Below are 25,848 nucleotides of genomic sequence, written 5' to 3'. Positions count from 1 at the left end.
TAGTTTCTACGTCTATTTATTAAATTCTACCACCTGGTTATTTTTATTTTCTTTTTTACGTCTGTCTTTTTTAGCTTTTTGGAAAATCTCACGGAATTTGTCATAATCTAAAGTGATGATAAAACCAACTCCCGTTTCTATGATCTGCCCCTGAAGAGCCACCTGATATTCATCTTTACGATACGCGCGAAGCATATATCTTCCGTCTTTTGAAAGGCTATAATCTACGGTTACATCGCCGGCGATATTGGTTGTACTTTCATTTTGTCGGGCATCACCTTCCAGTGCAAAATTACTTCCGACAGTAACTTTTAGACGGTCGTTTAATAATTTTTTGCTTAAACCAACATTAAGATCGGTTCTTGTATTTTTTTCTCCTGAGGAATAATCTTCCGAAGAATCAAGACCTAAATCTATATCAACTCCTTTGATCAGACCTGATGCAAGATTGTTTAATTGTTGAGAAAGAATTTTACTCACACTTTGTCTTGCCATCGCTTCTGCCGACATTCCTGCACCGGATTCGAACGGATTCTCACCAATGAAACGGTTGAGTAAGAGAAGAGCAAAGACCTGTTTATTCAGTTCAGATTCTTCAGTTCTCAGCTGGGTAAGTTTTGCATCTACAATATCTGTTACTGTTGATGAAACAGCGTTATTTTTTTCGTCAGTCGTGATATCAAATGAAATTTCAGGTTTCAGTAATTCACCTTTCATCTTTAATAAGGTATTGAAAGGAATTCTTTGTTTAAACTGATTCAATATCGAAGCATCTTCTCCGCTTACCTGTTGCTCAACAAGGTCGATAGGAGGGGCTTCTGTTTTATAAACTGCCGTGATATCCATTGTTGCTGCGGTCGGCTCTCCCGTCCAGGTAATAGTGCTTCCTTTTTGGATGTCGAATTTACGTTTCAGAAGGCTTACAGAAAGTTCGTAAGAGCCTTTTTCCACTTCATAAACTCCCACAAGCGTTGTTTTTCCTGATGGATCGACACCGCCAGTCAATTCAGCTTCACCTTGAAGTTTTACAAAATCACCGTTGGCTTTGTCAATAACGATCGACATTTTAGCTTCTTTGCTTACTTCGATATTTACACTTACATCCATTCCTTTGATTCGGCTTTGAGCTTTCAGAGAATCTGCTTTGATGGTTTTGTTTAAAACTACCTGATCCTGATCGATAAACTCAACAATTCCGTCTCTTTCCTGCAATGATGGACTGGTTTGCGGAAGTACAAAAGTGAAATCCGTATCATCAGAAACCGCCAGTCTTCCGTCAACTTTTGGTAAATCTAAGTTTCCGCGAATGTGAAGTCCTGCATCAATAGCAAGAATTCCGTACATCATGGCATCATTAGATTTTTCAGAATTTACCACTTTGAAATCTTTCGCATTTACATCTAAATTGAAAGCAAAATCTCTGTAGGTTTGAGTAAGAACCTGTCCGTCCACAACTAGTGAATTTCCGTCTTTATCGTTTATTTTAAATTTATCAAATTCAATTCCTCTGTTTGTAAAATCGATCTCGTCATTCAGTTTTCTGAAATCACTTCCCGTTTTTGCAATCTCCAGACCAACATCATTGAATTTTACTTTTCCTAAAATATTAGGTTTGTCGGCACTTCCTGTAATTTTCAGATTTCCTGAAAGATAACCTTCCGTATTGGTGATCGCGTTCATCGAGAATCCTTGTGCAGACTTCATTTGAAGCTTATTGATCGCCATATTCAGGTCAAATGTGCTTGAAGAAGTATTGTAATCTCCCAAGATTTTCACATCATTATCATTTCCGGAAAGCGCAATATCAGCATTTAAAAGATTAGGTGAAGTATTGTTGACTTTCACGGCAAGATTTCCAACCGGATTTCCATAAACGAATAAATCTGAAACCGTAAGATCAGAATTGAATGTCATGTTTTTCGTTAAATCTCGAAGCTGAGCGGTTCCGTTGATGGTTCCTTTTGCTAAAACAGTATCTTTTTTAATAATTTCAGTGATGGTTTCAATTTTGAAATCTTTCAACGAAACATTTAGAGGACTGTTTGGAGATTGAGTCTCGGATTGAAGTAAAATTTCACTTCCTCCATTTGAAAGTCTGAAATTATCAGCTAAAATTCCTTTGCTGCTGATCTGGATTTTATTTCCTTCGCCAACCGTCCAATCGCTGTAATTTAATTTTAAACCATTCGGATTTAAAGATATTTCGGTAATATCGTTCAGTGATTTTGCATTTCCTGCGATCAGGAATTGAGTCACATCTTTTTCGTCTTTGGTTGTGATGTTGTAATTGATGATATTATTGGCGACATCCCCGTTGATATTCACTTTATTTAAAGCTAAACTTGAACTTTTTAAGGCTGCTACACCAAGATTATACTGTAAAGCCTGATTTTCATTCGTGACTTTTAATGAAGCATTTTCAATAGAATTTTCACCATATAACAATTGTGGAATTTGTCCGTCGATCTCAATTTTCTGAGAATCTGCGTCATAATTTCCAACTAAATTGATCGTTTCAAAACTTTTCAGATCCGGAACAAATTTTCTGATCAGATCATCATTTTTAATTTTAGCATTAAAGGTAAAATGTTGTCCAGCATCAATTTTCTGTGCCTTACCGGGCTTTTGGAATTGATAGTATTGATTAATTGTATTGGCTAAAGATCCAAAGATCTGCGTCAATTTATATTTTCCTGCGAGTTCAACATCTGCAATTTGCGAGTTAAAAATAATCTTGGTTGAATCATTGGTTGAAGAAGCTATCAGGTTAACTTCCTGAATTGGATACACTTCTTTCGTGTCAGAAAAAGCAAAATTTTGAAGATTTAAATATCCGTTAAGATTATCGGGATCAAGATTGGTGAAATCACCGTCAATTTTTCCTCCGATGATCATTTGTTTATCGTAGAAACCAAGCTTGTTTAGGTCTAACTTAATGATATCTCCGTTTACTTTTACGGTAGGATTTTTTTCGTTATAAACTCCGGAAGCGATTAATTTTAAATTAGCATTCGGATCTTTAGAGTTTAAAACAATATTATAAACGCCACGGTTGATCTTGCCTGTAAGATCCATGTTTTGATAACGGTAACCTTTATAAACTGCCGATGCAACATGACCTTTCAAGTCGGCGTTTGCATTTTTGAAATCAAAACTTTCTCCTTTTGCTGAAATTTGGGCAGTGATCGGTCCAATATCTTTATTCTGAATGAATTTTCCGATCTGTAAACCTTGAAGGTTGGCCTTCACATCATACAACTCATGGTTTTTTCTGCGCATATCTACTTGAGCAATAATCGCTGCGTTTCCAAGGGTTGAATACAGATTAAGATTGGTATCTACCACTTTCGTTGTACCTTTTGCGGTTCCTTTTATACTGAAATTTGAAGGCAGAGAAATATTTGATGGAATCGTATTTTTCGGAACTAAATTATAGATCGTTTTTGCTGATGAAGACAATTCTGCAATTCTCAGATCGTAATACAGATTATCAGGATTCATCGCATTTTTAATTCTTCCTGATGCGGCAACGCGCAATTGATCCAATCCTGAAACTTTCAGATCCTGAATCAGTAAATCATTCACAATTCCTTTTACATTCGCGTTAATACTCAATATCGCGTTTGGATATTTGTTGAATGGAACGGTATTTCTTAACGTCGGAACCAAATTTAAAATATCAGAAAAACCAATTTTAGAATCTTTGATATTCGCTGAAATTTTTACAGTTCCCGGGTTTGAACTTAACTGTTCAATCGAGCTATAATTTAAAATAACCTCATCTCTGATAAGCGTTTTCGGAGTCTGTAAATAAAGATCTTTCAGGTAAGCTTCTTTTTCACCATACACAAAATCGGTGTTGAATTTTTGAATATCCAAACCTCTCGCTTCCTGAATTTCCGCTGAATTTACAGTTCCTGCAAAAGTATTGTTCTCCATTTTAAAGCTTCGAACCTCAACATTCATTTTAGAAAAATTCATGTGGTTGAAATCCATTCCCTGTTTTGTAGGAGCGATCGCGGTGTTGTTATAAGCTACTTTTACATCATTTAAAACCAATTTTCCTAAAAGAAGTTTCATTGCTTTTTCTTTGTCGGAATTGGTTGATGGTTCAGGTTCTTTCGTATTTTTTGGATTGGCATTTTGTGCCGGAAGATATAAGTTGGCGTTGATGTCTGCTCCGGAAAGAAATACATTTCCAACATTATAAGCATTGTTTTCAAGATCAAGCTTGTTGACTTTCGTGCTTAATTCTTTAAATAAAACTTTTGCAAATGTTTTGGTATTGTCGTCTCCGTAATCGATGTCGAAATTGGTTAATTTAATTCCTCTTAATCCGATCTGCATTGGTTTTTGATTGTTTAGAGAATCCACTTTTTTCTCTACTTTTTTGGAAACTTCTTTTACAAGATCTTGTTTAAGTTTTAATTTTAATCCGTCAAGATTGATGTCATTAACGGCGTAGGTATTTTTAGTTAAATCAAACGTTTTAACTCTGGTGTCGAAAGATTTGAAATATAATTTAATGTCATTATTCGATTGTTGATCGTTGAAAGTAACGCCAATATCTTTTAAATTAATTTTATCAAGAGAAATAATGAATGGTTTTGACGGACTTTCTTCTTTATCAGTCGTCGCAAAAGCATCCATAATATAAGCGAAATTGAATTTTCCGTCCGGCTTTCTAACCACATTCGCGCGAACGCCTTCCAGATCTACAGAAGTAATATCCGCGGTGGAATTGATAAGTTTAAGCATATTTAAACCTACATCCAGTTTTTTTACGGCAAGAAGCGTATCGATATTTTGGCCTTTTAAATACAAATTTTCCATAACAAGACTGTTTGGAAACCCTATATAAACCTTTTCTAAGCTTACTTTTGTTTTGATTTTTTTCTCAAGATAGACAACCAATTTGTCTTTGATGAAGTTTTGAACCGCCGGAAGCCTTAAGCTGAATATAAGCAAAGTGAGGAAAACCAATATTGAAATAAAGGTTATTGCAATACGCTTTAGGATCTTTCTTTTATTAAATTTAAGTTTCAAATGTAAGTGGTTTGTAACAAAGATAATAAATCATTTTTCATTGAATATTAATTTTCTTTGTTGTATTAGCACTTTGCAAGTACAAAAATCCTGCCTTGGCCGACTATTATGGAATTTAGTTTAGCTAGTCAAGTGAATTAGTTGATAAGAACAGCCAAGACATGGATTTAGGGTGATATTTTAAAAGCCCTCTTTCTAATCATTTTTTTTTCGTTGAAAAGGTGTGATGCAAAAATGAAATCAAATGTTAGTTTTTAAAAGAGGGCATGGTTGATATTTAGGTGTAAATTTTATTCGTTGTTATTTTCCCATTTTACTTCTTCTCCTTGAGGCGCGGCACCTCCCTGAGCTTCCGTAATAGGCGTTGTTTCCTGATTGATGTGATAAACGTAAGCTGCAATTTTTTCGGCATCTCTTCCTGTGATCGTTCCTTCTTTGATGAAAGGTCGCATGGTTGGATTATTGGGTGAGCCGTTTTCGAGCATCCAGAAAACATTTTTAAATAAGCTTTTTTCTTTGATGTTGATCCAGTGCGTGTCGGTAAGATTCGGGCCGATTCCTCCTTTTGCTCCGTCTCCGTGGCAGGTTACGCAATTTGTTTTAAATAATTGTTCGCCTTCTGCGATGTTGTCTGCGCTGTATTTTGCAGTTTCCAGATTGATCTGTAGAGCCGTTTTTTCATATTCTGTGATGGATGCTAACATGGTTTTAGTCTCTTTGTTTAATTCGGCTTCGGGATGAGCGTAATCTGTGAATGCAAAAGCAAATAAATAGACTGCGCAGAAAACACATCCGAACCAGAATAAGCCGATCCACCATTTGGGTAAAGAATTATCAAGTTCTGTGATTCCATCGAAGCCATGATCGATCAGAATATCTTTTTCCTCGGTTGCAGATTGTTTTTTAAAGGCTGAATTCCACAGTTTTTGATAGTAAGGAACATTTTTTTCATTTAAATATTCTTTTCTCTCTTCCTCAGATAATCTGCTGAATCTTTCATTCTCAACCAGATCTCCAATGGAATTCATGATGAGAAGTAAAATAGTCGTAATCAATATCAATGCCCAGAAAAAAGGCGAATAAAAATATCCTGAATCTTGAGCAAACATTTCGAATGCCATGATCGTTAAACCAATTGTTGCAGCAATATATATTGAAATTGGGGTTCTCGTTTTCATTGTAATAAAATTTAATGATTACTTTATGCTTGCTGTTTTGATCTCTGTTGTCTTGATATCGGCTCCTAATCTTTGCAGATAGGCGATCATTGCTATAATTTCTCTCTGCTCAAGCGGAACGAATGAAGATCCTTTCGTTGATTTGTCTTTTTCAACCTGATCTCTTACATCGGTAGCTTCAGAATAAATTCTTTTAACGATGGCTTTCGATTGATTATCTGCCCATTTGCCGGCTGAATCTATTTCAGCTTTTGTGTACGGAACATCGAAACTGTTTTTCATTAATTTCATTTTATCCACCATTTGAGAGCGGTCAAGTTTATTGGTAATCAACCATGGAAAACGGGGCATAATAGAACCTGCAGAAGTAATTCTCGGGTTGTACATATGTTTAAAATGCCATGAATCCGGGTTTCTTTCTCCTTCTCGGTGTAAGTCGGGTCCGGTTCTTTTTGATCCCCATAAAAATGGTCGATCATAAACGAACTCTCCCGCTTTTGAATACTGCCCGTTTTTACCGTCAAACCTCATCACTTCATCACGGAAAGGTCTAACCATTTGTGAGTGACATGAGTTGCAACCTTCACGGATATACAAGTCTCTTCCTTCCAATTCCAATGGTGAATAAGGTTTCACGGCGGTAATTTCGGGAACGCTTTGTTTAAGAGATAGGGTAGGGACAATCTCTATCAATCCTCCAATTGAAATCACTACAAAAGCTAGTATGGATAATAATTTTGGTGTTCTTTCCAGCCAAAGGTGTGCGCCTTCGCCTTCTTTTCTGCTGCTTCCGACATTGGCCAAAGCAGGTGCTTCTGCAGGTACATTTTTTTGGAATGATCCGGCTTTGATTGTTTTAATAACATTCACAACCATTAAGATTGCCCCTGAAAGATAAAGCAATCCTCCTACAAACCTCATTTTAAAGTAAGGAATAATTGCAGTTACGGTATCTAACCAGTTTTTATAAAGTAAAGTTCCGTCCGGATTGAATTGTTTCCACATTAATCCTTGCGTAAATCCTGAAATATACATTGGTACAGCATAGAAAATAATTCCTAATGTTCCTAACCAGAAGTGCCAATTGGCTAATTTTTTAGACCAAAGTTGGGTTCTCCACATCACCGGAATCAAATAATAGATAACTCCAAAAGCCATAAAACCATTCCATCCAAGCGCACCTAAGTGTACGTGACCAATCACCCAGTCTGTATAATGACCTATTTTATTTAAAGATTTTGTTGCTAAAAGTGGGCCTTCAAAAGTTGCCATTCCATAACAGGTAACGGCTACGACGAAGAATTTAAGGATTGGATTTTCTCTTACTTTATCCCACGCACCTCTTAAAGTTAAAAGGCCGTTCAGCATTCCTCCCCAAGATGGAGCAATCAGCATGATGGAGAAACCTGTTCCCACTGCCTGAGCCCAAGCCGGTAAAGCGGTATATTGAAGGTGGTGCGGACCTGCCCACAGATAAACGAAAATCAAAGACCAAAAGTGAATAATGGAAAGTTTATATGAAAAGACAGGTCTGTCAGCAGCTTTAGGCATAAAATAATACATCAAGCCTAAAACCGGAGTCGTTAGTACGAATGCAACCGCATTGTGACCATACCACCATTGAACCAAGGCATCTTTTACTCCTGCATATATAGAATATGATTTCCAGCTTGTGAATGATAACGGAACTTCAAGATTATTAAAGATATGAAGCATCGCCACGGCAATCCAAGTTGCGATATAAAACCAAATGGCAACATACAAATGTCTTACTCTTCTTTTCGCAATCGTTCCAAACATATTGATTCCGAAGATGATCCATGAGAAAGCAATTAAAATATCGATCGGCCATTCGTGTTCTGCGTATTCTTTAGAAGTGTTGATTCCCATTAAGAAAGTGATCACAACGCTGACGATCATTATTTGCCAAGACCAGAAATGCAACCATGATAAGGTATCGCTGTACATTCTTGTTTTTAATAGTCTTTGCATGCTGTAGTAAGCTCCGCAAAAGAATGAATTACAGACAAATGCAAAGATCACGGCACTTGTATGAAGCATTCTGATTCTTCCAAATCCCATTGCACCTTGTGTGTTGATCAACCCTTGAATATTTCCGGATGCTAAACTTTTAATCGTAGTATCATCTGTTCCAAATAAAAATTCAGGTAATTCTGGGTAGAAAAGCATTAAAGCAGCCGTAAGACCGAGTAAAAATCCGACCAAACCAAATACAATAGTAGCATACAAGAATGCTCTGACAATATTATTGTCATAATTAAATCTTTGCGTCTCCATAATTCCAATTGTGTGTACCGAAGTGATAAATTTTTCTTTTAAAATGATTTAATCAGATAAATTTTTAAACCAAATTTTAGGATGAAATAAATATCATGTAACGTGTATAATGTTTTGCCAAAGGTATTTATTAACTTTGTTAGAGGCTATTAGATAAACTTCTAAAATATACCGAAAACTACTAAAACAAAAAGGATGAAGATATGTGGACAAAACATCAGAAAAATTCGAAGGAGTAAAGATTTTACCCAAGAATATATGGCTTTTGAAATGGGGATTTCACAAAAGGCCTATTCCGATATTGAAAATTCTAAAGTGAAGATCAATCTGGATATTTTAAACAAAATTTCAGGAATTTTAGATATAAAACCTTCCGACATCTGTAGTATTTCTCATAAATGCGGAACGAATGATTTTGAAGATAAGTATCACGATCTGGTAGAATATATGAAGGAAAATAATATTGCCATTCCAAAAGAGTATTTATAAACTTGTTAGATATAATATCAAAAAGGCTGCTTCAATAAGAGGCAGCCTTTAATTTTTTCAAATTATTTTAGACTTAATACTAAGAGAACTTGATAAATCTAGTTAGTTGGTCAATCGCAAAGGCGCAAATTAAGATTAAATATATTCTTCTAAGGCGCAAGGATTTTATCTTCGATAAAATTTAATAAAGCAAATTTATTACTGAATTAATTGAATATGATGTTTACTGAAAATCTCCGATTTTCTTGCGCCTTAAAAACAAGTATTATATTAAAAAATTGCGTCTTTGCGATTACCAACTGTTTAAACAGTTTTTAGTTTAAAATTTTACTTTTTCAATAGTCCCGGATATAGAATTCCATCTGTTTTCATAGTAAGATGTAATAATTGTGCAATTAATGGAGCAATATCTTCCTGTCCCATTAGAGGTAAAACCGTTCCTTGTTTGATGTTTTTACCAAAAGCAACGAATCCTGTTTGAATTTCTTTAAAATCTGTTGGTAAATAACCGTGGGTTCCTCCGTCTGCCGCTTTTAATAATTCTCCTGTAGCGGTTGCTCCAAAACTCACTCCCTGATAAGCTGCTAGTGCTAATGGTGCAGTGGGATCTCATTGAGCATCTGCGATTTGCTGTTTATCCAGAACATGGAAAAGTTTTTTGTATCCATCAGGTAAATTGTTGAGAAGTTCATTTACTTTAGTTAGCGTAGCTTTATCATTAGGATTTTTCAAATGTAAAAATGCAGAACCTCCACTTGCCTGAAAGTAAGCTTTCCAGTCTTCTTTTTTATCGTTATCATATAATCCTGCTTTTGCGAGCATAACATTGGGGTTAAACTGAGAATGGATATCCACAAATCCGTGATCTCCTGTGATGATAAACGTTGTGTTTTCATCAATTCCTGCTGCTGTTGCGGCATCAATAAGTGTTTTGATGGCTACATCCGCGCCAACAACGGCAGAGCGCACTTTGTCACCATCTCTTCCTTCTTCATGCTCAAAGTGATCGACAGCTGCAATATGAAGGGCTAAAAATGATGGCTTGTATCTCTTTAAAATATAAGCGGCCATTCTTGCTTTGTTTTGATCAGTTACAGCATGGTCTAAACTTGCTCCGTATTCCCCAAATTTCCCGACTGCATAATCCTGAACTTCCTGGAAAAGCTCTTTAGGGGTTGATTCTAAGCTCATTGCTTTTACTTCATCCTTTTTCTCACCCTTATTTTTTGGAAGATAAACGTATTCCGGTAAATTGTAAGTGATTGGAGCTCCTACGGTTACAGGCCAGCTTACCCCAGCAGTAGTAAGTCCTGCTTCTTTAGCAACACTGAAAATTGTTGGAACTTTAATATCCTTATAAAACCAAAACCATTCTCCCGTAATTCCTAAAGGCTGAACCGGAGTATTATAATAAATACCATGCTTTGCAGGCAAAACTCCGCTTACGATCGTAGTGTGAGATGGATAGGTAACGGTTGGAAATGAACCACGAACGCCATTGGCATAAGTTCCTTTTTTCATCATTTGTCTGAGGTTTACCATAGACCATTCAGGATTCAGATAAAATTCAGGTCTAAGACCATCAATACTTATTAAAACGACATGGTCTGAATTATTTTGAGCTTTCGCCAATCCCGTTGCCAGCGCAAGAAAAAGGAATATTTTTTTCATTGTAAAAATTTTTGCAAGATTAGGATATTAGTATTAATAGAATATGAATAGACTATTAAGTTTACTTTCTTTATTAAATGTTTGTTGAGGATTAAAATTATTAACGCTGTCAATTAACTTTTATAAAGTCTTCAATAAAATCAAGAGCGAAAGTTTTTATATATTTAAGCTATATTTTTTCGATCTATGAACAATGAAAATAAAGAGGAACAAAAAGGTTCTCTTGTCAGAGGGTTAACCAATCGACACATTCAATTAATTGCTCTTGGAGGCGCCATCGGAACAGGATTGTTTCTTGGAATTGGTCCCGCAGCGGTTTTGGCAGGCCCTTCAGTTATTTTAGGATATGCGTTGGCAGGAATTATTGCCTTTTTTATCATGCGTCAACTTGGTGAAATGGTTGTTCAGGAACCGGTTTCAGGAAGTTTTAGTTATTTTGCTTACAAATATTGGGGAAAATTCCCAGGTTTTGCTTCGGGTTGGAATTACTGGATTCTTTACATTCTCGTAAGTATGGCCGAACTTACGGCGATTGGTCATTACATTCATTTTTGGTGGCCTGATATTCCTCTCTGGGTTTCGAGTTTATTCTTTTTTATTTTAATTAATGCTTTAAATCTGGCTTCCGTAAAAGTTTACGGTGAAACGGAATTTTGGTTTTCAATTATAAAAGTGGTAGCGATTATTGCAATGATTATTTTCGGTATTTATTTGTTGATAAGTGGAACCGGAGGAAGTAATGCAAGTATTTCTAATCTATGGAATGACGGTGGTTTTTTTCCAAAAGGTTTATTCAATCATAGTGAAAAAGGATATTCAGGGCTTTTTGCAGCTATGGCGATGATTATGTTTTCTTTTGGTGGATTAGAATTGATCGGAATTACCGCTGCAGAAGCGAAAAGTCCCGAAAAAACAATTCCTAAAGCTACTAATCAAGTAATTTATAGGATTCTGATTTTCTATGTTGGGGCGTTGGTTATTTTATTTTCTTTGAGTCCGTGGAGAGAAATTACAGAAGGCTCAAGTCCGTTTGTAATGGTTTTTCAAAATCTGAATGGATTAGAGTTTACCATGTTTGGAAAAGTGATTCAATTCAATGTTTTGATTGCGAATGTTTTGAATTTAATTGTATTGACAGCAGCTTTATCAGTTTACAACAGCAGTGTTTACAGTAACAGCAGAATGCTTTTCGGACTGGCTCAACAGGGGAATGCTCCGAAATTTTTACAGAAATTAAATAAAAATCACGTACCAATTAATGCAATCCTTATATCTTCTTGTTTTGCAGGAATCTGTATCATTATTAATAAATTAGTTCCGGAAAAAGCTTTTGAATATTTAATGGCTTTGGTGGTTTCATCATTAATTATCAATTGGTTGATGATTTGCTACACGCATTTGAAGTTCAGAAGAAATAAAATAGTATCGGGAGAAAAAACGAAATTTCCTTCCATATTTTACCCGATATCCAATTATATCTGCATTTTGTTTTTATTAGCTATTTTGGTATTGATGAGTATTACAGGAATGGAAATTCAGGTGATTTTAATTCCGATATGGGTAGCCTTTTTATTCGTAATGTATAAATTATACAAGCCGAAACAAGGATAACTATATTTTTTAGATAAAAGATATTTTGAAAGGACGGATGTTTATCTGTCCTTTTTTGTGCTTTATAGAAATAAAAAAAACCATCCTTAAAAAAGAATGGTTTGTAGACCCACAGGGATTCGAACCCCAACTGACGGTACCAAAAACCGGAGTGCTACCGTTACACTATGGGTCTGTTTTATTTTGGTGATGCAAATTTACAGCTTTTTTCTTTATAGGCAAGAGCTTCACTGAAAAAATGCAATTTTTTTATGTAAAAAAGTATAAGTGATTGTCTTTGAACGGGATTAATTTTTGAAAATTATACACAAAAAAACCACCCTTAAAAAGGATGGTTTGTAGACCCACAGGGATTCGAACCCCAACTGACGGTACCAAAAACCGGAGTGCTACCGTTACACTATGGGTCTGTTTTATTTTGGTGATGCAAATTTACAGCTTTTTTCATTATTTGCAAGAACTTTTTAAACTTTTTTTTAAATTTACATAACTTTTTATGTTGGTAAATATGGTGATAGACTTCAATAATCTCAGAATTAACAATTTACATTCGCAGACGGAATTTGAAAAGAAGGCGACTTTTTTTTTAGAAGATTGGCTGTCGGATTCTGAAACAGTGAAAGTACAGACTTCAGGTTCTACAGGAATTCCGAAAGTTTTCGAAATTGAAAAAAAGAAGATGCTCAATTCTGCCGTGATGACCTGTAATTTTTTAGGCTTAAAAGAAGGCGATACTGCATTATTGTGTCTTCCCGTAGAATATATTTCTGGTAAAATGATGGTAGTTAGGTCTTTTGAAAGAAAAATGAAGCTGATTGTTGCCAATCCATCCGTAAAGCCACTTGAAAATTTAGAAGAAGAAATAGGTTTCTGTGCAATGACACCTTTACAGGTTGAAAATTCATTAGATAAGCTCTATTTAATTAAAAATTTAATCATTGGTGGAGCAACAGTCTCCGAAAATTTGAAGGATAAAATTTTTCAAACCCTTAAACTATCAAATTCTCAAACCCAAATATTTGAAACGTATGGAATGTCAGAAACGCTTTCTCACATTGCATTAAAACAAATTTCACCAAAAGCAGAAGATTATTTTACAGCATTTGAAAACGTTTCTATTTCTAAAGATGAAAGAGGATGCTTAAGAATTTTTGCACCGAATGTAAATGCTGAGGTCTTGCAAACTAATGATTTAGTTGAGATTAAAGATGAAAACAAATTTAAATTTTTAGGAAGAATAGATAATGTCATCAATTCCGGTGGTGCAAAAATTTTCCCTGAAGAGCTGGAAGCTTTAGTTAAAAAAGAAATTCCAAATGAAGTTGTGTTTTTAGGCCTTAATGATGAAAGTTTGGGACAGAAATTGATATTAGTTATTGAAGGAGAAGAATCGAATGATTTAGTTGAAAAAATACATCAAATTCCATTTGAGAAAAATTTTCACAAACCGAAAGAAATTATTTTCATTAATGAAATCCCAAGAACACCGAATGGAAAAGTGAACAGGACAGAATTAAAAAACATATTGTAAAGTCTTTTATCTTTACTCTTTAATCCAATGATCTTAAAAATGAAAGATTTTTCAAAAGAACTCAATTTCAAAACTTCCCGCAGCAGTGGGGCAGGAGGGCAGAACGTCAATAAAGTTGAAACGGCTGTTACCGTACTTTGGAAAGTCGACGAATCTGAATTTTTTAATGAAAGACAAAAAGCTTTAATTCAGGAAAAACTAAAAAACAGAATAAATCTAGAGGGACTTTTATTCTTAACCGTTTCTGAAAGCAGAACACAATTAATGAATAAAAACAAAGCGATTGAAAAAATTATAGATATCGTGAATAAAGCTTTAATTGTTCCAAAAACAAGAATCGCTACAAAACCTTCCCGAGCGAAAAAAGAAAAAAGACTTGATACAAAAAAGAAGATATCTGAAAAGAAAGAAAACCGAAAATTTAAATATTAATCAAAGCTTAAAAAATGTTAATTCTTTGTTTTCTAAAAACTTATTTGTTATCTTAGTCAAAATTCAAGCAGTAATAATATGACAACATGTATTTCTCTTTCTACGAAAAGCCATTTTTCTGGGCTTTTGTTGTCATTACTTTATTTACATACAGATTCATTTTTGAAAAGTTCTAAAGACTTTATCAATTAAACCCTGTCGGATCCAAGGCGGGGGAGTATTTCCAGGTTTATTTATCGTTTAATGCAATTTTTCATAGGAAAAATGGCTGAATAATTCACACAGTTTTCTATGTTGGATCACTAAAAGATGCATTGTAATTTAATCTTGTTAATAAAATAAAAATGTCAGATAATATTATTGTAACTACCGGAATATATGATGCTATAAAAGATCATTTGAGAAGAAAAAAAGTAAGTAAGAATGAGGAAAACAGATTGACGGGAGAGCTAAGAAAAGCTAAACAGGTTTTAAGAAGAGATCTGCCTTCAGATGTTGTTACGGTTGATAGAAAAGTGACAATCAAAGATCATACACAAGATTTTGAACATGAATATTTTTTTGTGTCAACAACCAAAGCTAAGCCTAAAAAGAATAAATATTCTATCCTTTCAGATATTGCATTAGCAACAGTTGGATATAAAGTAGGCGATGTAATCGAGTGGCCTTTCAAAGAAGGCGAAAGAAAAATCGAGATTTTAAAAGTAGAAACTTTCAAAGAATAATTCTCATCATTTATTGTTGGATCAAAGAAAAGTACAGCTTACAAGGCTGTACTTTTTGAAATGAAACGCTTATCATGGCGGGTTGTCAATAAAAATGTTATTTTTGCCAAAATTTTAAATAATGTTAAAAAAACTAATAGTCTTAGGAGCTTTTTCAATTTCTTTACTTTCTTTTGCCCAGCAAAATGAACCGAAAATTTCAATTATTCCTTCTGTAGGATACGCATGGAGAACAGCCAAAACGACTCCGGGATTAACAAAAGCAGAAAAAGATTATGTTAATGGCTTAAAAAGTGGAGTGAATTTCGATATTTCAGCTTATTATCATCTAAAAAACATCGTAGCAATTGGATTGAAATTTTCTAATTACAGTGCATCAAGTGACGGATTTCTTTTAGGATACGATATGAGCGGAATGCCTGTTTCTGCGGCTGTTACTACTAAAGATAATATTACTTTCTTCGGTCCGGCTTTGATGATCTCAAATTTCAGCGAAGCAACAAGACATAAAATGTATGTTGATATGGGATTAGGAGTAATTTCATATTCAACAAAAACAGGAAATGTAAAAGGAACGGGTTCTAATTTGGGTGCTGAACTTAATTTTGCGTATCAATATCAAATTTCCAAGAACTTTTTAATTGGTCCAAAAGTAGGACTAACGGCCGGAACACTGAATAAAATGAAGTTCAACGGACAGACAATTGAGTTTGGAGAAGACCAAAAAGAAGGCTTGCACAGAGTTTCTTTAAGTGCTGCCGCTACATTCCGTTTTTAAGTTTTATCTTTGCAAAAATCAAAATAATGAGCAAACCGATTACTGAATTTATAGAGAAATATTACCTGCACTTCAATGCAGCTGCATTGGTAGACGCATCTAAAGGGTATGTTGCACATCTTAAAGATGGCGGAAAAATGATGATTACTTTGGCAGGAGCGATGTCAACTGCTGAATTAGGGAAGATTCTTGCTGAAATGATCCGTCAGGATAAAGTAGATTTTATCTCTTGTACTGGGGCGAATCTTGAAGAAGATCTAATGAATTTGGTAGCGCATTCTCACTACGAAAGAGTTCCGCATTACAGAGATCTTACGGCTCAGGACGAGTGGGCTCTTTTAGAAAGAGGATTGAACAGAGTTACAGATACTTGTATCCCTGAAGAAGAGGCTTTCAGAAGATTGCAAAAACATATCGTTGAAATCTGGAAAGATGCTGAAGCGAAAGGAGAAAGATATTTCCCGCACGAATATATGTACAAAATGATCCTTTCAGGAGTGTTGGAGCAGTATTACGAAATTCCTAGAGAAAACTCTTGGATGATCGCTGCTGCAGAAGCAAATTTACCAATTGTAGTTCCGGGATGGGAAGATTCTACAATGGGTAACATCTTCACTTCTTACTGTATCAAAGGAGAATTACAGTTTTCTACAATGAAATCGGGTATCGAATATATGGCTTATTTGGCAGATTGGTACACTAAAAACTCAGGTGGAAAAGGAGTAGGATTCTTCCAGATTGGTGGAGGTATCGCAGGAGATTTCCCAATCTGTGTGGTTCCAATGTTGTATCAGGATATGGAAATGCATGACATTCCGTTCTGGTCTTATTTCTGTCAGATTTCGGATTCTACGACGTCTTACGGTTCGTATTCAGGAGCTGTTCCGAATGAGAAAATTACTTGGGGTAAATTAGATATCACAACACCTAAATATATCGTCGAAAGTGATGCAACCATCTGTGCACCATTGATGTTCTCTTACATCTTAGAAAATTCATAAAGCAGGAAGACAGAAGTCTGAAGCTTGAAGTTATATAAAACGTCCAATTTTGTTGGGCGTTTTTTTATTTTTATTAACCACAGATTTTCACAAATTTACACAGATGTTTGTGCTTATTCGTGAAAACTTATTTGTGAAATTTGTGTTTAAATAAATAGTATCAAAGAAAAATACACACAATTAACAAAGAAAATTAGAACACAAACATCTGTGTAAATTTGTGAAAATCTGTGGTCAAAATATTTATAAAAATCAGCGCGTGCCCCTCTCCAAAGCTAAACCCAAATCTCGGGTCGGGCTTCTCCGGGCTCCACTTCGTTTCGGTGCTTTGCACCGCTCGCTTCGCTCGCGCCCTCCATATCCCTCACGCAAAACTGTTAGTCTAAAGAATTAGTCAGCACGAAATATCGATAAGCCAAAATCCCTTTCTGAACTTTGGTCAATGTACTCGGATCCTTATCACTCAATTTCGGTAAAACGGCTTTATTGATTTTATTTACGAGTCTAAAAAATGATTTTTTCATAACTTTATATTTTAATGAGAAACACCATTGAAACAAGTAGAGTTCAAAAATGATGCAAAAATAAAAATAAGATGACCCCAACTTCGTTACTTTGCTGAGTAAAACACCTTTGAACGAAAAATATTTTCAAACATTTCAAAAAAAACTTTGCGATCTTTGTGTTAAAAATAGGTAAGCGTTTCAAAATAAAAACAAAAAAATGGACGAAATATTCAAACAACAAGTCTGGGAAATTACCAAACTCGTTCCCAAAGGAAGAGTAACAAGCTATGGAGCTATTGCAAAAGCAGTCGGCTACCCCAATCATTCCCGTCATGTCGGAAAAGCAATGGGAGGTTGCCCGAAAGATGTTCCGGCTCATCGTGTGATTTCAAGTTCAGGAACCTTATCCGTTCCGGAATTTCAAATAAGATTAGAAGCAGAAGGAATCGAGGTGGAGAATTTCAGAATTAAAAATTTCAAGAGACTATTTTGGAATCCTTTGGACGAATTATAAGACTTTTACAGTTTGGTAAATAAACAGTGAAGGTATGTTTGTAGAAGAAGTTATTTTGTGTTCTTCTTGCTGAGATTTATGAATCTTGTTTTGATGAGCTTCGATTTTTTGCTGCTTTGCTTAAAATTTTCTTTTTCAAAAAGCATCTTAAAATATCCGAATAAAGCAGGAATCAGAAATGTTACGAACAAACTGCAAATTCCCAAAGCCCAAATGGGCATGTCATCTCTTTTTCCTTGGAAATATTCCCAAATTACCCACGAAAGCACGATGATAAAAAACAGCATAGCGCCTGGAAAAACAATATACATCATAAAGCCCATAACAATTGTCCAGATAAATGAAATGTCGCGATTGAGAGCGTAAAGTGTAATTCCAATAATGGCGATGGTGAAGATGAAAAAGAATACAAGAACAAGAGATACAATCAATTTTTGCTCCCAGAAACTCATGTTTTTGATGTATTTATCTCCTTCTTTATAAGAGACTTTTATGGTTTTTCCAAGCTCGATAGGATGGCTTGCTCCATATCCAATTGATTTTTGAATGGTTTGATTTTTATCATTTTTAAACTCTACAATAGCAATAGGCACCGCATCTGATTCTGAATCTCCATCGGTATAATCATATTTTACCACCTTCGCATCATATTTTTTCTCAAATAAATAAGCGTAAGCTGATTGACCAACAATTCCGGCTAAGAAAAAGAACATTCCTGAAATAATAAGAGTAGCAAGAGTCGGCAAAATAAGTCCGGTTATCGAAATAATTGCTCCTGCTTTTTTCTTTTTGAGGATAAGTAAAACGACAATAATGGCGGTGAAAATTAGTGTATACCACATAGCTAAGATTTATTAGCATTAAAGTTTTTCATTTTTGAAACTTCTTTCATAAAATTAATGCATTCCCGTTGATTGAACAGTGTAAATATCGAAACAAAAAACAGGATAATAAGATAAACGAGAGCAAGTTTCAGTTTTTCGGTTTCCAAAAATGCGGAGAAAAAGATGATGGGCATAAATAGTAAAATCGACAGTCCGTAAGTCAATAAAATGTATTGCACAATGTTTTTTAAGAATGTAATTTTCCTGACAATGCTATATAAAACAAAAAGTCCGATGGTAACCACTGGGAAACCAATAGCCAATGATCCCCAAAATTTTCGTGAGTTCACGAAGTCTCCTATAATGCCTAAATCTATGACCATGTTTATTTAATTTTAAAGTTGAACACCGTTGTATTCTATTTCTTTCTCTGAAAACTCCAGCATTTTCATTTTTTGATAACTCATTATTTTTGCAAACAATACATCCGGAAAAACTTGAATTCCGGTATTGTATAAATTGATTGAATCGTTAAAATATTCGCGACGGTCGGCGATCATATTTTCCAGATCACTTAGTCTTTTTTGCAGCTCCAAATAAGATTGTGATGCTTTTATTTCAGGGTAACTTTCGATAGAAATTAGAAGAGATTTAATTCCTCCGTTAATGCCTTGTGCAATTTTTATTTTATCGTTCGTATTTTCTGATTGTAGATATTGACTTCGAAGTGCAATAAGCTCCTTCAGGGTTGTGTTTTCGTACAGTGCAGTTGCTTTTACAACACGAACCAAATTGGGAACTTCATCAGCGCGTTGCTTCAGCATAACATCAATATTGGAGAATGCTTTGTCTACGTTGTTTCTCAGTATTACAATCTGGTTATAAGATTTTACCAGAAACGAGACAACAGCAACAATTACAATGATGAAAATAAGTAATGGAATAAGCATTGTTTATTAGTTTTATTTAAAGAAATCAAAGGGATTTTTAGAAAAATTTTCTTTCCAGTTTACGGATTCGAAAATAAGTTTAGTTCCACTGGCTTTTACAGGAATCAATATAATAAAAGCTGAAAAAAGGGCAATACATAATAGAGTAGCGACGGCTTTTAATTTTAAAGGTCTCCATTTATTAGCGAAATTAACCCATTCCAAAGGAGCCATCCCGAAAAGCTTTTTATTATCGTCATATCTGAAAATCGTTTTTGCATCTTCATAGAAAGCTTGCCCGATCATCAGAATCTCTGTTTTTTCATCTAAAATATATTCGCGATACCGTAAATTTCCGGTTTCTATTTCTGTGACAGGCCAGAAACTGATCCATTCTATTTTATCAGGAACAACTTCAATACTTCCGGAATCATCCTCCAGTAAAAAATTATTAAAACCTATTTTTCGTTTAATTTCACGATAAGATTTGCTTGTTTTTCCGTCGTCATCTCTAGATTCGGTAATTTCGTCTACCGTATAAATATATCCGACACATTTTGTCGTGCTGTAAGATGAAAATACTGGTTCTATGGCTTTTGCCTTTCCACAAATTTCAGCTAAACCTATGGCGACACTTTTAATTTTAGAGGTCGGAAGGTTTCTTTGGTAAAAGAAAAATCGATTTTTATTACTGGGTAAAATAGAACCGAGAATGATAATAAAGAAAATGATGAAAATAGAGTAGATCCCAAAATAGAAGAATCCCAGATAAATAAAAAGGATTCCAAAACCACCTAAAACAATTTTCCAAATAGGCTTTTTCTCTTGTCTTGCTTTTTTGAAAGAATCATAAATGCTTTCTATTCCTTTCGTAATCATAGCGATGATTGCTAATAGAAAAACAGAAAGAAAAAGTCCGATGAATATAAATCCTGATTGGTGAGGAAAGAAATAATATCCTAAAGCAATAATCAAAGGATCAATTATAAACATGATCCATGTTGGTCTGATCTTGAGCTCTAGTAATCCTGTCAGAATAACAGTATGAAAAAGTGCAATACCCAAACTGAAAAGCATCAGAAAAGGAAGCATTTGGATCGTAATCTCAAACATTTGTAATTGGTGTGTTTTGCAAATGTAAGATATTTAAAATTACTTAATAATGCTAAAAAAGGCTCAACAATAAAGTGATATAAAAAGTTTCGGGGTCGACAAAGTCGACCCCGAAACCACAATATAATTAATTAAACTATTTTTCCAGTTGTTTATAACTTCTTTGGATGAAGTCTGTAAGATCTTTTCCTTTCAATAAATTTTGAGAAAGTTTGGCCAAATCTAAAGCATGTTTTACCAATCCTTCTTTTTCTTCTGCATTTTCAGTTTTTAAGATCTGGTTGGCAAATTCACTGTTAGAGTTTACGACAAGGTTATACATTTCAGGGAAACTCCCCATTCCAAACATTCCGCCACCGCCGGTTGCCTGCATATCTTTCATTCTTCTCATGAATTCGGGCTGAGTAATGGTGAACGGAGCATCATTGCTGTCTAAATCTTCAAGTTGAACAGTGAATTTTTTATCTTGAACAGCGTCTTCAACATTCTTTTTTAATGATTCTTTTTCAGTTTCATTTAATTTAGAAATAGTTGGCTCGTCTTTTTTAATCAGATTATTTACGTGATCAGCATCTACTCTTGCAAATGAGATTTTCTCCTTAGAAGTTTCCAATTTTTGGATCACGTGAGGAATGATATGAGAATCTAAAAGAAGAACTTCATATCCTTTATCTTTTGCAGACTGAATGTAGCTGTGTTGCTCATCAGCATTAGAAGCATAAAGAATGATTAAATTACCATCTTTATCCGTTTGTGTTGGCTTTAATTTCTCTTCTAATTCATTCCAAAGGAAATATTTTCCGTCAGTTGTTGGATATAGCGTGAATTTGTCTGCCTTTTCTGCAAATTTTTCTTCAGTAACAATTCCGTATTCGATAACGATTTTAATGTCATTCCATTTTTGTTCGTAATCTGCACGGTTTTCGTTAATTAAAGAAGCCATTTTGTCGGCAACTTTTTTAGTGATGTAAGAAGAAATTTTCTTTACAGCACCATCAGCCTGAAGGTAAGAACGAGAAACGTTCAATGGAATATCTGGAGAATCAATAACACCACGAAGAAGCATCAAGAAATCTGGAACGATACCTTTTACTTCATCTGTTACGTATACTTGGTTTTGGTATAATTGAATTTTATCTTTCTCAATATTTAAATTGTTGCTCAATTTAGGGAAGAATAAAATCCCTGTTAAGTTGAAAGGATAATCTACATTCAAGTGAATATTGAATAAAGGCTCCTCAAACTGCATTGGGTACAACTCATGATAGAATGTCATGTAATCTTCACTCGTCAAATCACTTGGAGCAACGGTCCATGCCGGAGTTGGGTTGTTGATAATATTATCTACTTCCTCAGTTTCTGCAACAGCGTCTTCCGGAGCATCCTCAGGTAAAGGTAATGTGTGGGTTTTTGTTCCGAACTTAATAGGAACAGGCATGAATTTGTTATACTTTAATAACAGTTCACGGATTTTTGCTTCTTCTAAAAATTCTAATGAATCTTCTGCAATATGAAGAATGATTTCAGTTCCTCTATCTGTTTTATCTGTTGTTTCTTCAAGAGTGAATTCCGGACTTCCGTCGCAGATCCAACGAACTGCCGATTCATCTTTGTAAGATTTAGTTAAAATTTCCACTTTCTCAGCCACCATAAATGCAGAGTAAAACCCAAGTCCGAAATGACCAATAATTCCTGAATCTTTTGCGGTGTCTTTATATTTTTCCAAGAACTCCTCAGCTCCTGAAAAAGCAACCTGATTGATGTATTTTTCAACTTCTTCTGCAGTCATCCCAATTCCTTGGTCGATGATGCGAAGTGTTTTTTGTTCTTTATCAATTTTCACTTCGAGTTTCGGATTTCCGTACTCTACTTTAGCTTCGCCAATGCCTGTTAAATGCTTTAGTTTTAAAGTCGCATCCGTTGCATTTGAGATTAATTCTCTCAGGAATATTTCGTGATCACTGTAAAGAAATTTTTTGATAAGCGGGAAAATATTTTCCACAGATACATTAATATTTCCTTTAGTCATAATAATTTAGTTTTGATTTGTGTTATTCTTCACAAAAAAAATACCACGCAACAAAAAGTGACATTTTGACATTTTTTCTCGAATATGGGAGCTGGAAATTTTGTTTCGTCATCTTATGAAGTAAAACTAAAAATATTAGCAGTCTGCTTTTAACTTCCATCCACCAACTTCCATCTTCCATCCAAATGACACTTTTCTCAATCAAATGTCTTACTTTTAATCCTTAAATTTTTTAAAATGAAGTTGAAATGTACAGTTTTTATTCTGCTCATCATGACCAGTTTTATGTATGGACAGAAAAAGCCTTTAGACCATTCTGTTTACGACAGCTGGCAAAATATTGGTGCGAGAAAAATCTCAAATGATGGAAAATGGATTGCCTATTCTGTGGATGCTCAGGAAGGAAATCCCAACCTTTTTTTATATTCGGTTAAAAATAAAAACTCGAAGCAGTTTCCTAGAGGAACGAAAGTAGAATTTACAAATGATTCAAGGTTTGGTGTTTTTCAAATCCGCCCTTTGTATAAAGATATAAAAGCGGTAAAGGATAAAAAATTAAAACAGAATAAACTAACCAAAGACAGCCTTGCTATCATTGATTTCTCAAGTGGTAAAACGGAGAAAATTTCCAATGTAAAAGGGTTTAAAATCCCTGAAAAAGGAGGTTCTTATGTTGCCTATCTTTTGGAAAATATAAAAGATAAATCTTCGGATGATGCTTCTGATAAAGAAGATGGAGATGAAAAGAAAGACGATGATAAAAATTCAAAGCCATTACAGTTAGTCGTACGAAATCTTTTAAATGGAAAAAGTACCACCTATGATAATGTTTTTCGCTATGAATTCAGTGAGAATGGGAAACAACTCGTTTTTGTAACCAAGAAACCGGAAGAGAAAACCAAAGATAAAAAGGAAAAGAAAGATTCGGCAGATTATAAATCTGTGGATAAAAAAGTTACGGACAAATCAAAGCCAAAGAAATATGCATTTCAAACCGTACAGGTAGTTAATTTGCAGACAGGAGCGGTAAATAAAATTTCTGAGATGGAAGGTGATTTTTCACAGTTATCTTTTGATGAAGAAGGAAATCAGCTGGCATTTGTAGGTACTTCTTCTGCGCAGAATGATTTGGTGAAACTGTATCAGTTGTATTATTTTAATTTTAAAAACAATAAAAAGGAAATTGTAGCCAATGATAATTCGCAAATGAAAAAGAATTGGGTAATTTCTGAAAACCGTTTACCAAAATTCAGTAAAAATGGGAAGCAGCTCTATTTTGGTGTTGCTCCAAAACCTATTGCAAAAGATACCGCGATGATTGCTAACGATCATGCTGTTGTGGATATTTGGAATTATAAAGATGATTATCTGCAAACGGTACAGCTAAAAGAGTTGAAAGATGATCTGAAAAAATCTTATGCGGCAGTAATGCAAACCGAAAAACCAAATTTCTTTAGAAATATCGATGGAGAAGATTTGGATACTTTACGATTGGTAAATGAAGGAAATGCTGAATTTACATTGGGTATTACAAGTATAAACAACCGTATTTCTTCGCAATGGGAAGGTTCAACAAAGAAAACGTATTTCCTTATCGATAATAAAACTGGGGAAAGAACAGAGATCATTCACAATCTTAATGGCTCGGTCGCTGTATCGCCGCTAGGTAAATTCGTTGTGATTTTTGACAGAGAAAAGGGAAAGTGGTTCAGCTATAATGTGAAGACAAAGCAAACGCTTCCTTTGAATAACGAATTACCAGTTTCTTTCGTAGATGAAGAGTTTGATATGCCAGATTTCCCAGACCCTTATGGGATCGCATCCTGGACGGACAATGATGAATCTGTGATTATCAGAGACCGTTACGATCTTTGGGAGTTTTTCCTGAACGGTTCAAAAAAGTCAAGAAATATCACAAATGGATTCGGACGTAAAAATAAAATAACATTTGATACTTACGATTTAGATAAAGATATTAAAAGTTTAAATCGAAAATCTTCTATTTATTTATCAGCTTTTGATAATACATCCAAAGCGAACGGAATTTTTAAAACATCTATTCATTCGAACGCAGATCCTGTAAAGATTCAAATGGAAAATGTCTGGGGACACAGAACGCTTCAAAAAGCAAAAAATGCGGAAGAATATATTTTAATTAAAGAATCATATACTGATTCTCCCAATATTTTTGCGACATCAGATTTCTCTAAGCAGGACAAGCTGAGTGATACGAATCCACAACAAAAAGTTTATAATTGGGGAACGGACGAATTGGTAAACTGGACAACCCCAAAAGGAAATTCATCTACAGGAGTTTTATACAAACCGGAAAATTTTGATCCGAATAAAAAATATCCTATGATTGTCTATTTCTATGAAAAACTTTCTGATAATCTGAATCGTTATGTAGCTCCGGCTCCAACACCTTCAAGATTAAATATTTCTTATTTTGTGAGCAACGGATATTTGGTTTTTACACCTGATATTTCATATATCGATGGTTTTCCCGGAGAATCTGCGATGGAATATATCAATTCGGGAGTTGAAAAACTGAAGCAAAATTCTTGGGTGGATGGAACTAAAATAGGAATTCAGGGGCAAAGTTGGGGAGGTTATCAGGTGGCTTATCTTATTGCTCATACTAATATGTATGCAGCCGCATGGAGTGGCGCTCCTGTTGTAAATATGACTTCTGCATACGGAGGCATCCGGTGGAGTTCTGGAATGAACCGACAGTTTCAGTATGAAAAATCACAGAGCAGATTAGGAAAAAATTTATGGGAAGCACCGGATCTTTATATTAAAAATTCACCGCTTTTTACGATTGATAAAGTGAAAACTCCGGTAGTCATTATGAGTAATGATAAAGATGGGGCAGTGCCTTGGTATCAGGGAATTGAAATGTTTACCGCATTACGTCGTCTGGGAAAACCGGTTTGGCTTCTGAATTATAATGGAGATGACCATAATCTTATAAAGCGTCAGAACAGAAAAGATATCCAAATCCGTGAACAGCAGTTTTTCGATTATTATCTTAAAGGTGCCAAGGCTCCGACTTGGATGACCAAAGGTGTTCCTGCCACACAAAAAGGAAAAGATTGGGGATTTGAGCTAACAGACGAGAAACCTTAATATTGATAAATAAGAATCGGCGGCACCTTTGGTGCCGCCGA

20 protein-coding genes and 2 tRNA genes are annotated in these 25,848 nt (G+C 34.8%); 9 read left to right on the top strand and 13 right to left on the bottom strand.

The annotated features are described in order from the left end of the window. Positions 1-12 precede the first annotated feature (12 nt). The 3 genes from SB689_RS15785 to ccoN form a co-directional block, all read right to left on the bottom strand. Complete coding sequence (locus SB689_RS15785) at positions 13-5,046, bottom strand: translocation/assembly module TamB domain-containing protein (RefSeq protein WP_410693045.1); 5,034 nt, start codon at positions 5,044-5,046, stop codon at positions 13-15. A 290-nt stretch (positions 5,047-5,336) separates the two neighbouring features. Further along, positions 5,337-6,224 carry a cbb3-type cytochrome c oxidase N-terminal domain-containing protein gene (locus SB689_RS15780; protein ID WP_410693044.1) on the bottom strand — a complete coding sequence of 296 codons (888 nt, stop codon included), beginning with the start codon at positions 6,222-6,224 and terminating at the stop codon, positions 5,337-5,339. An 18-nt stretch (positions 6,225-6,242) separates the two neighbouring features. Next, complete coding sequence (gene ccoN / locus SB689_RS15775) at positions 6,243-8,522, bottom strand: cytochrome-c oxidase, cbb3-type subunit I (RefSeq protein ID WP_410693043.1); 2,280 nt, start codon at positions 8,520-8,522, stop codon at positions 6,243-6,245. Positions 8,523-8,717: 195 nt separating this feature from the next. On the opposite strand from ccoN, the gene SB689_RS15770 reads away from it, so the two are divergent. Beyond that, positions 8,718-9,011 carry a helix-turn-helix domain-containing protein gene (locus tag SB689_RS15770; RefSeq protein WP_410693042.1) on the top strand — a complete coding sequence of 98 codons (294 nt, stop codon included), beginning with the start codon at positions 8,718-8,720 and terminating at the stop codon, positions 9,009-9,011. 327 nt (positions 9,012-9,338) lie between these two features. On the opposite strand, the gene SB689_RS15765 is transcribed toward SB689_RS15770, so the two are convergent. Further along, a complete protein-coding gene (locus SB689_RS15765; protein ID WP_410693041.1) occupies positions 9,339-9,581 on the bottom strand; it encodes a hypothetical protein in 243 nt (80 codons plus the stop codon). Between the two features lie 39 nt (positions 9,582-9,620). Further along, on the bottom strand, positions 9,621-10,682 hold the full coding sequence (locus SB689_RS15760; protein ID WP_410693040.1) for an alkaline phosphatase family protein: 1,062 nt from the start codon (positions 10,680-10,682) through the stop codon (positions 9,621-9,623). A gap of 186 nt (positions 10,683-10,868) precedes the next feature. On the opposite strand from SB689_RS15760, the gene SB689_RS15755 reads away from it, so the two are divergent. Beyond that, positions 10,869-12,293: an amino acid permease gene (locus SB689_RS15755; protein WP_410693039.1), complete on the top strand. Its 1,425-nt coding sequence runs from the start codon at positions 10,869-10,871 to the stop codon at positions 12,291-12,293. Between the two features lie 104 nt (positions 12,294-12,397). Here the strand turns inward: SB689_RS15755 and SB689_RS15750 are convergent. Then, a tRNA-Gln gene (locus SB689_RS15750) sits at positions 12,398-12,468 on the bottom strand. A 164-nt stretch (positions 12,469-12,632) separates the two neighbouring features. After that, positions 12,633-12,703 (bottom strand) — tRNA-Gln (locus tag SB689_RS15745). A 98-nt stretch (positions 12,704-12,801) separates the two neighbouring features. Between SB689_RS15745 and SB689_RS15740 the strand changes: the two genes are divergently transcribed. The 5 genes from SB689_RS15740 (at position 12,802) to SB689_RS15720 (ending at position 16,760) form a co-directional block, all read left to right on the top strand. Continuing rightward, on the top strand, positions 12,802-13,824 hold the full coding sequence (locus SB689_RS15740) for an AMP-binding protein (RefSeq protein ID WP_410693169.1): 1,023 nt from the start codon (positions 12,802-12,804) through the stop codon (positions 13,822-13,824). A gap of 39 nt (positions 13,825-13,863) precedes the next feature. Further along, on the top strand, positions 13,864-14,256 hold the full coding sequence (arfB, locus tag SB689_RS15735) for an alternative ribosome rescue aminoacyl-tRNA hydrolase ArfB (protein ID WP_410693038.1): 393 nt from the start codon (positions 13,864-13,866) through the stop codon (positions 14,254-14,256). 344 nt (positions 14,257-14,600) lie between these two features. After that, positions 14,601-14,981 (top strand): GreA/GreB family elongation factor, encoded by a 381-nt coding sequence (locus SB689_RS15730; protein ID WP_410693037.1) that lies wholly within the window; start codon positions 14,601-14,603, stop codon positions 14,979-14,981. Positions 14,982-15,102: 121 nt separating this feature from the next. Beyond that, positions 15,103-15,759, top strand: coding sequence for a hypothetical protein (locus tag SB689_RS15725; protein ID WP_410693036.1), 657 nt, complete (start codon positions 15,103-15,105; stop codon positions 15,757-15,759). Between the two features lie 26 nt (positions 15,760-15,785). Beyond that, positions 15,786-16,760 (top strand): deoxyhypusine synthase family protein, encoded by a 975-nt coding sequence (locus SB689_RS15720; RefSeq protein ID WP_410693035.1) that lies wholly within the window; start codon positions 15,786-15,788, stop codon positions 16,758-16,760. A gap of 377 nt (positions 16,761-17,137) precedes the next feature. Here the strand turns inward: SB689_RS15720 and SB689_RS15715 are convergent, their stop codons facing one another. Then, the gene (locus SB689_RS15715) at positions 17,138-17,284 is read right to left on the bottom strand and encodes a hypothetical protein (RefSeq protein WP_410693034.1); all 147 of its coding nucleotides are present in this window, start codon (positions 17,282-17,284) and stop codon (positions 17,138-17,140) included. A gap of 199 nt (positions 17,285-17,483) precedes the next feature. Here SB689_RS15715 and SB689_RS15710 point away from each other — a divergent pair, with 199 nt between their 5' ends. Beyond that, the gene (locus SB689_RS15710) at positions 17,484-17,780 is read left to right on the top strand and encodes an MGMT family protein (RefSeq protein WP_410693033.1); all 297 of its coding nucleotides are present in this window, start codon (positions 17,484-17,486) and stop codon (positions 17,778-17,780) included. 50 nt (positions 17,781-17,830) lie between these two features. Here the strand turns inward: SB689_RS15710 and SB689_RS15705 are convergent, their stop codons facing one another. From SB689_RS15705 to htpG, 5 genes are all read right to left on the bottom strand, one after another. Continuing rightward, positions 17,831-18,622 (bottom strand): hypothetical protein, encoded by a 792-nt coding sequence (locus SB689_RS15705; protein ID WP_410693032.1) that lies wholly within the window; start codon positions 18,620-18,622, stop codon positions 17,831-17,833. A gap of 2 nt (positions 18,623-18,624) precedes the next feature. Next, the gene (locus SB689_RS15700) at positions 18,625-18,987 is read right to left on the bottom strand and encodes a hypothetical protein (RefSeq protein ID WP_410693031.1); all 363 of its coding nucleotides are present in this window, start codon (positions 18,985-18,987) and stop codon (positions 18,625-18,627) included. 12 nt (positions 18,988-18,999) lie between these two features. Then, positions 19,000-19,554, bottom strand: a complete 555-nt coding sequence (locus SB689_RS15695; protein ID WP_410693030.1) for a LemA family protein — start codon at positions 19,552-19,554, stop codon at positions 19,000-19,002. A gap of 12 nt (positions 19,555-19,566) precedes the next feature. Then, on the bottom strand, positions 19,567-20,646 hold the full coding sequence (locus SB689_RS15690; protein WP_410693029.1) for a hypothetical protein: 1,080 nt from the start codon (positions 20,644-20,646) through the stop codon (positions 19,567-19,569). Between the two features lie 136 nt (positions 20,647-20,782). Next, positions 20,783-22,675 (bottom strand): molecular chaperone HtpG, encoded by a 1,893-nt coding sequence (gene htpG / locus SB689_RS15685; RefSeq protein ID WP_410693028.1) that lies wholly within the window; start codon positions 22,673-22,675, stop codon positions 20,783-20,785. 237 nt (positions 22,676-22,912) lie between these two features. On the opposite strand from htpG, the gene SB689_RS15680 reads away from it, so the two are divergent. Further along, positions 22,913-25,807, top strand: a complete 2,895-nt coding sequence (locus SB689_RS15680) for a prolyl oligopeptidase family serine peptidase (RefSeq protein WP_410693027.1) — start codon at positions 22,913-22,915, stop codon at positions 25,805-25,807. Positions 25,808-25,848 lie beyond the last annotated feature (41 nt).

The sequence above is a fragment of the Chryseobacterium sp. SIMBA_038 genome (assembly GCF_046535115.1).
Taxonomy (GTDB): Bacteria; Bacteroidota; Bacteroidia; order Flavobacteriales; family Weeksellaceae; genus Chryseobacterium.
The sequence above is the reverse complement of the archived record's forward strand: the minus strand, read 5'-3'. Positions and strand labels throughout refer to the sequence as shown.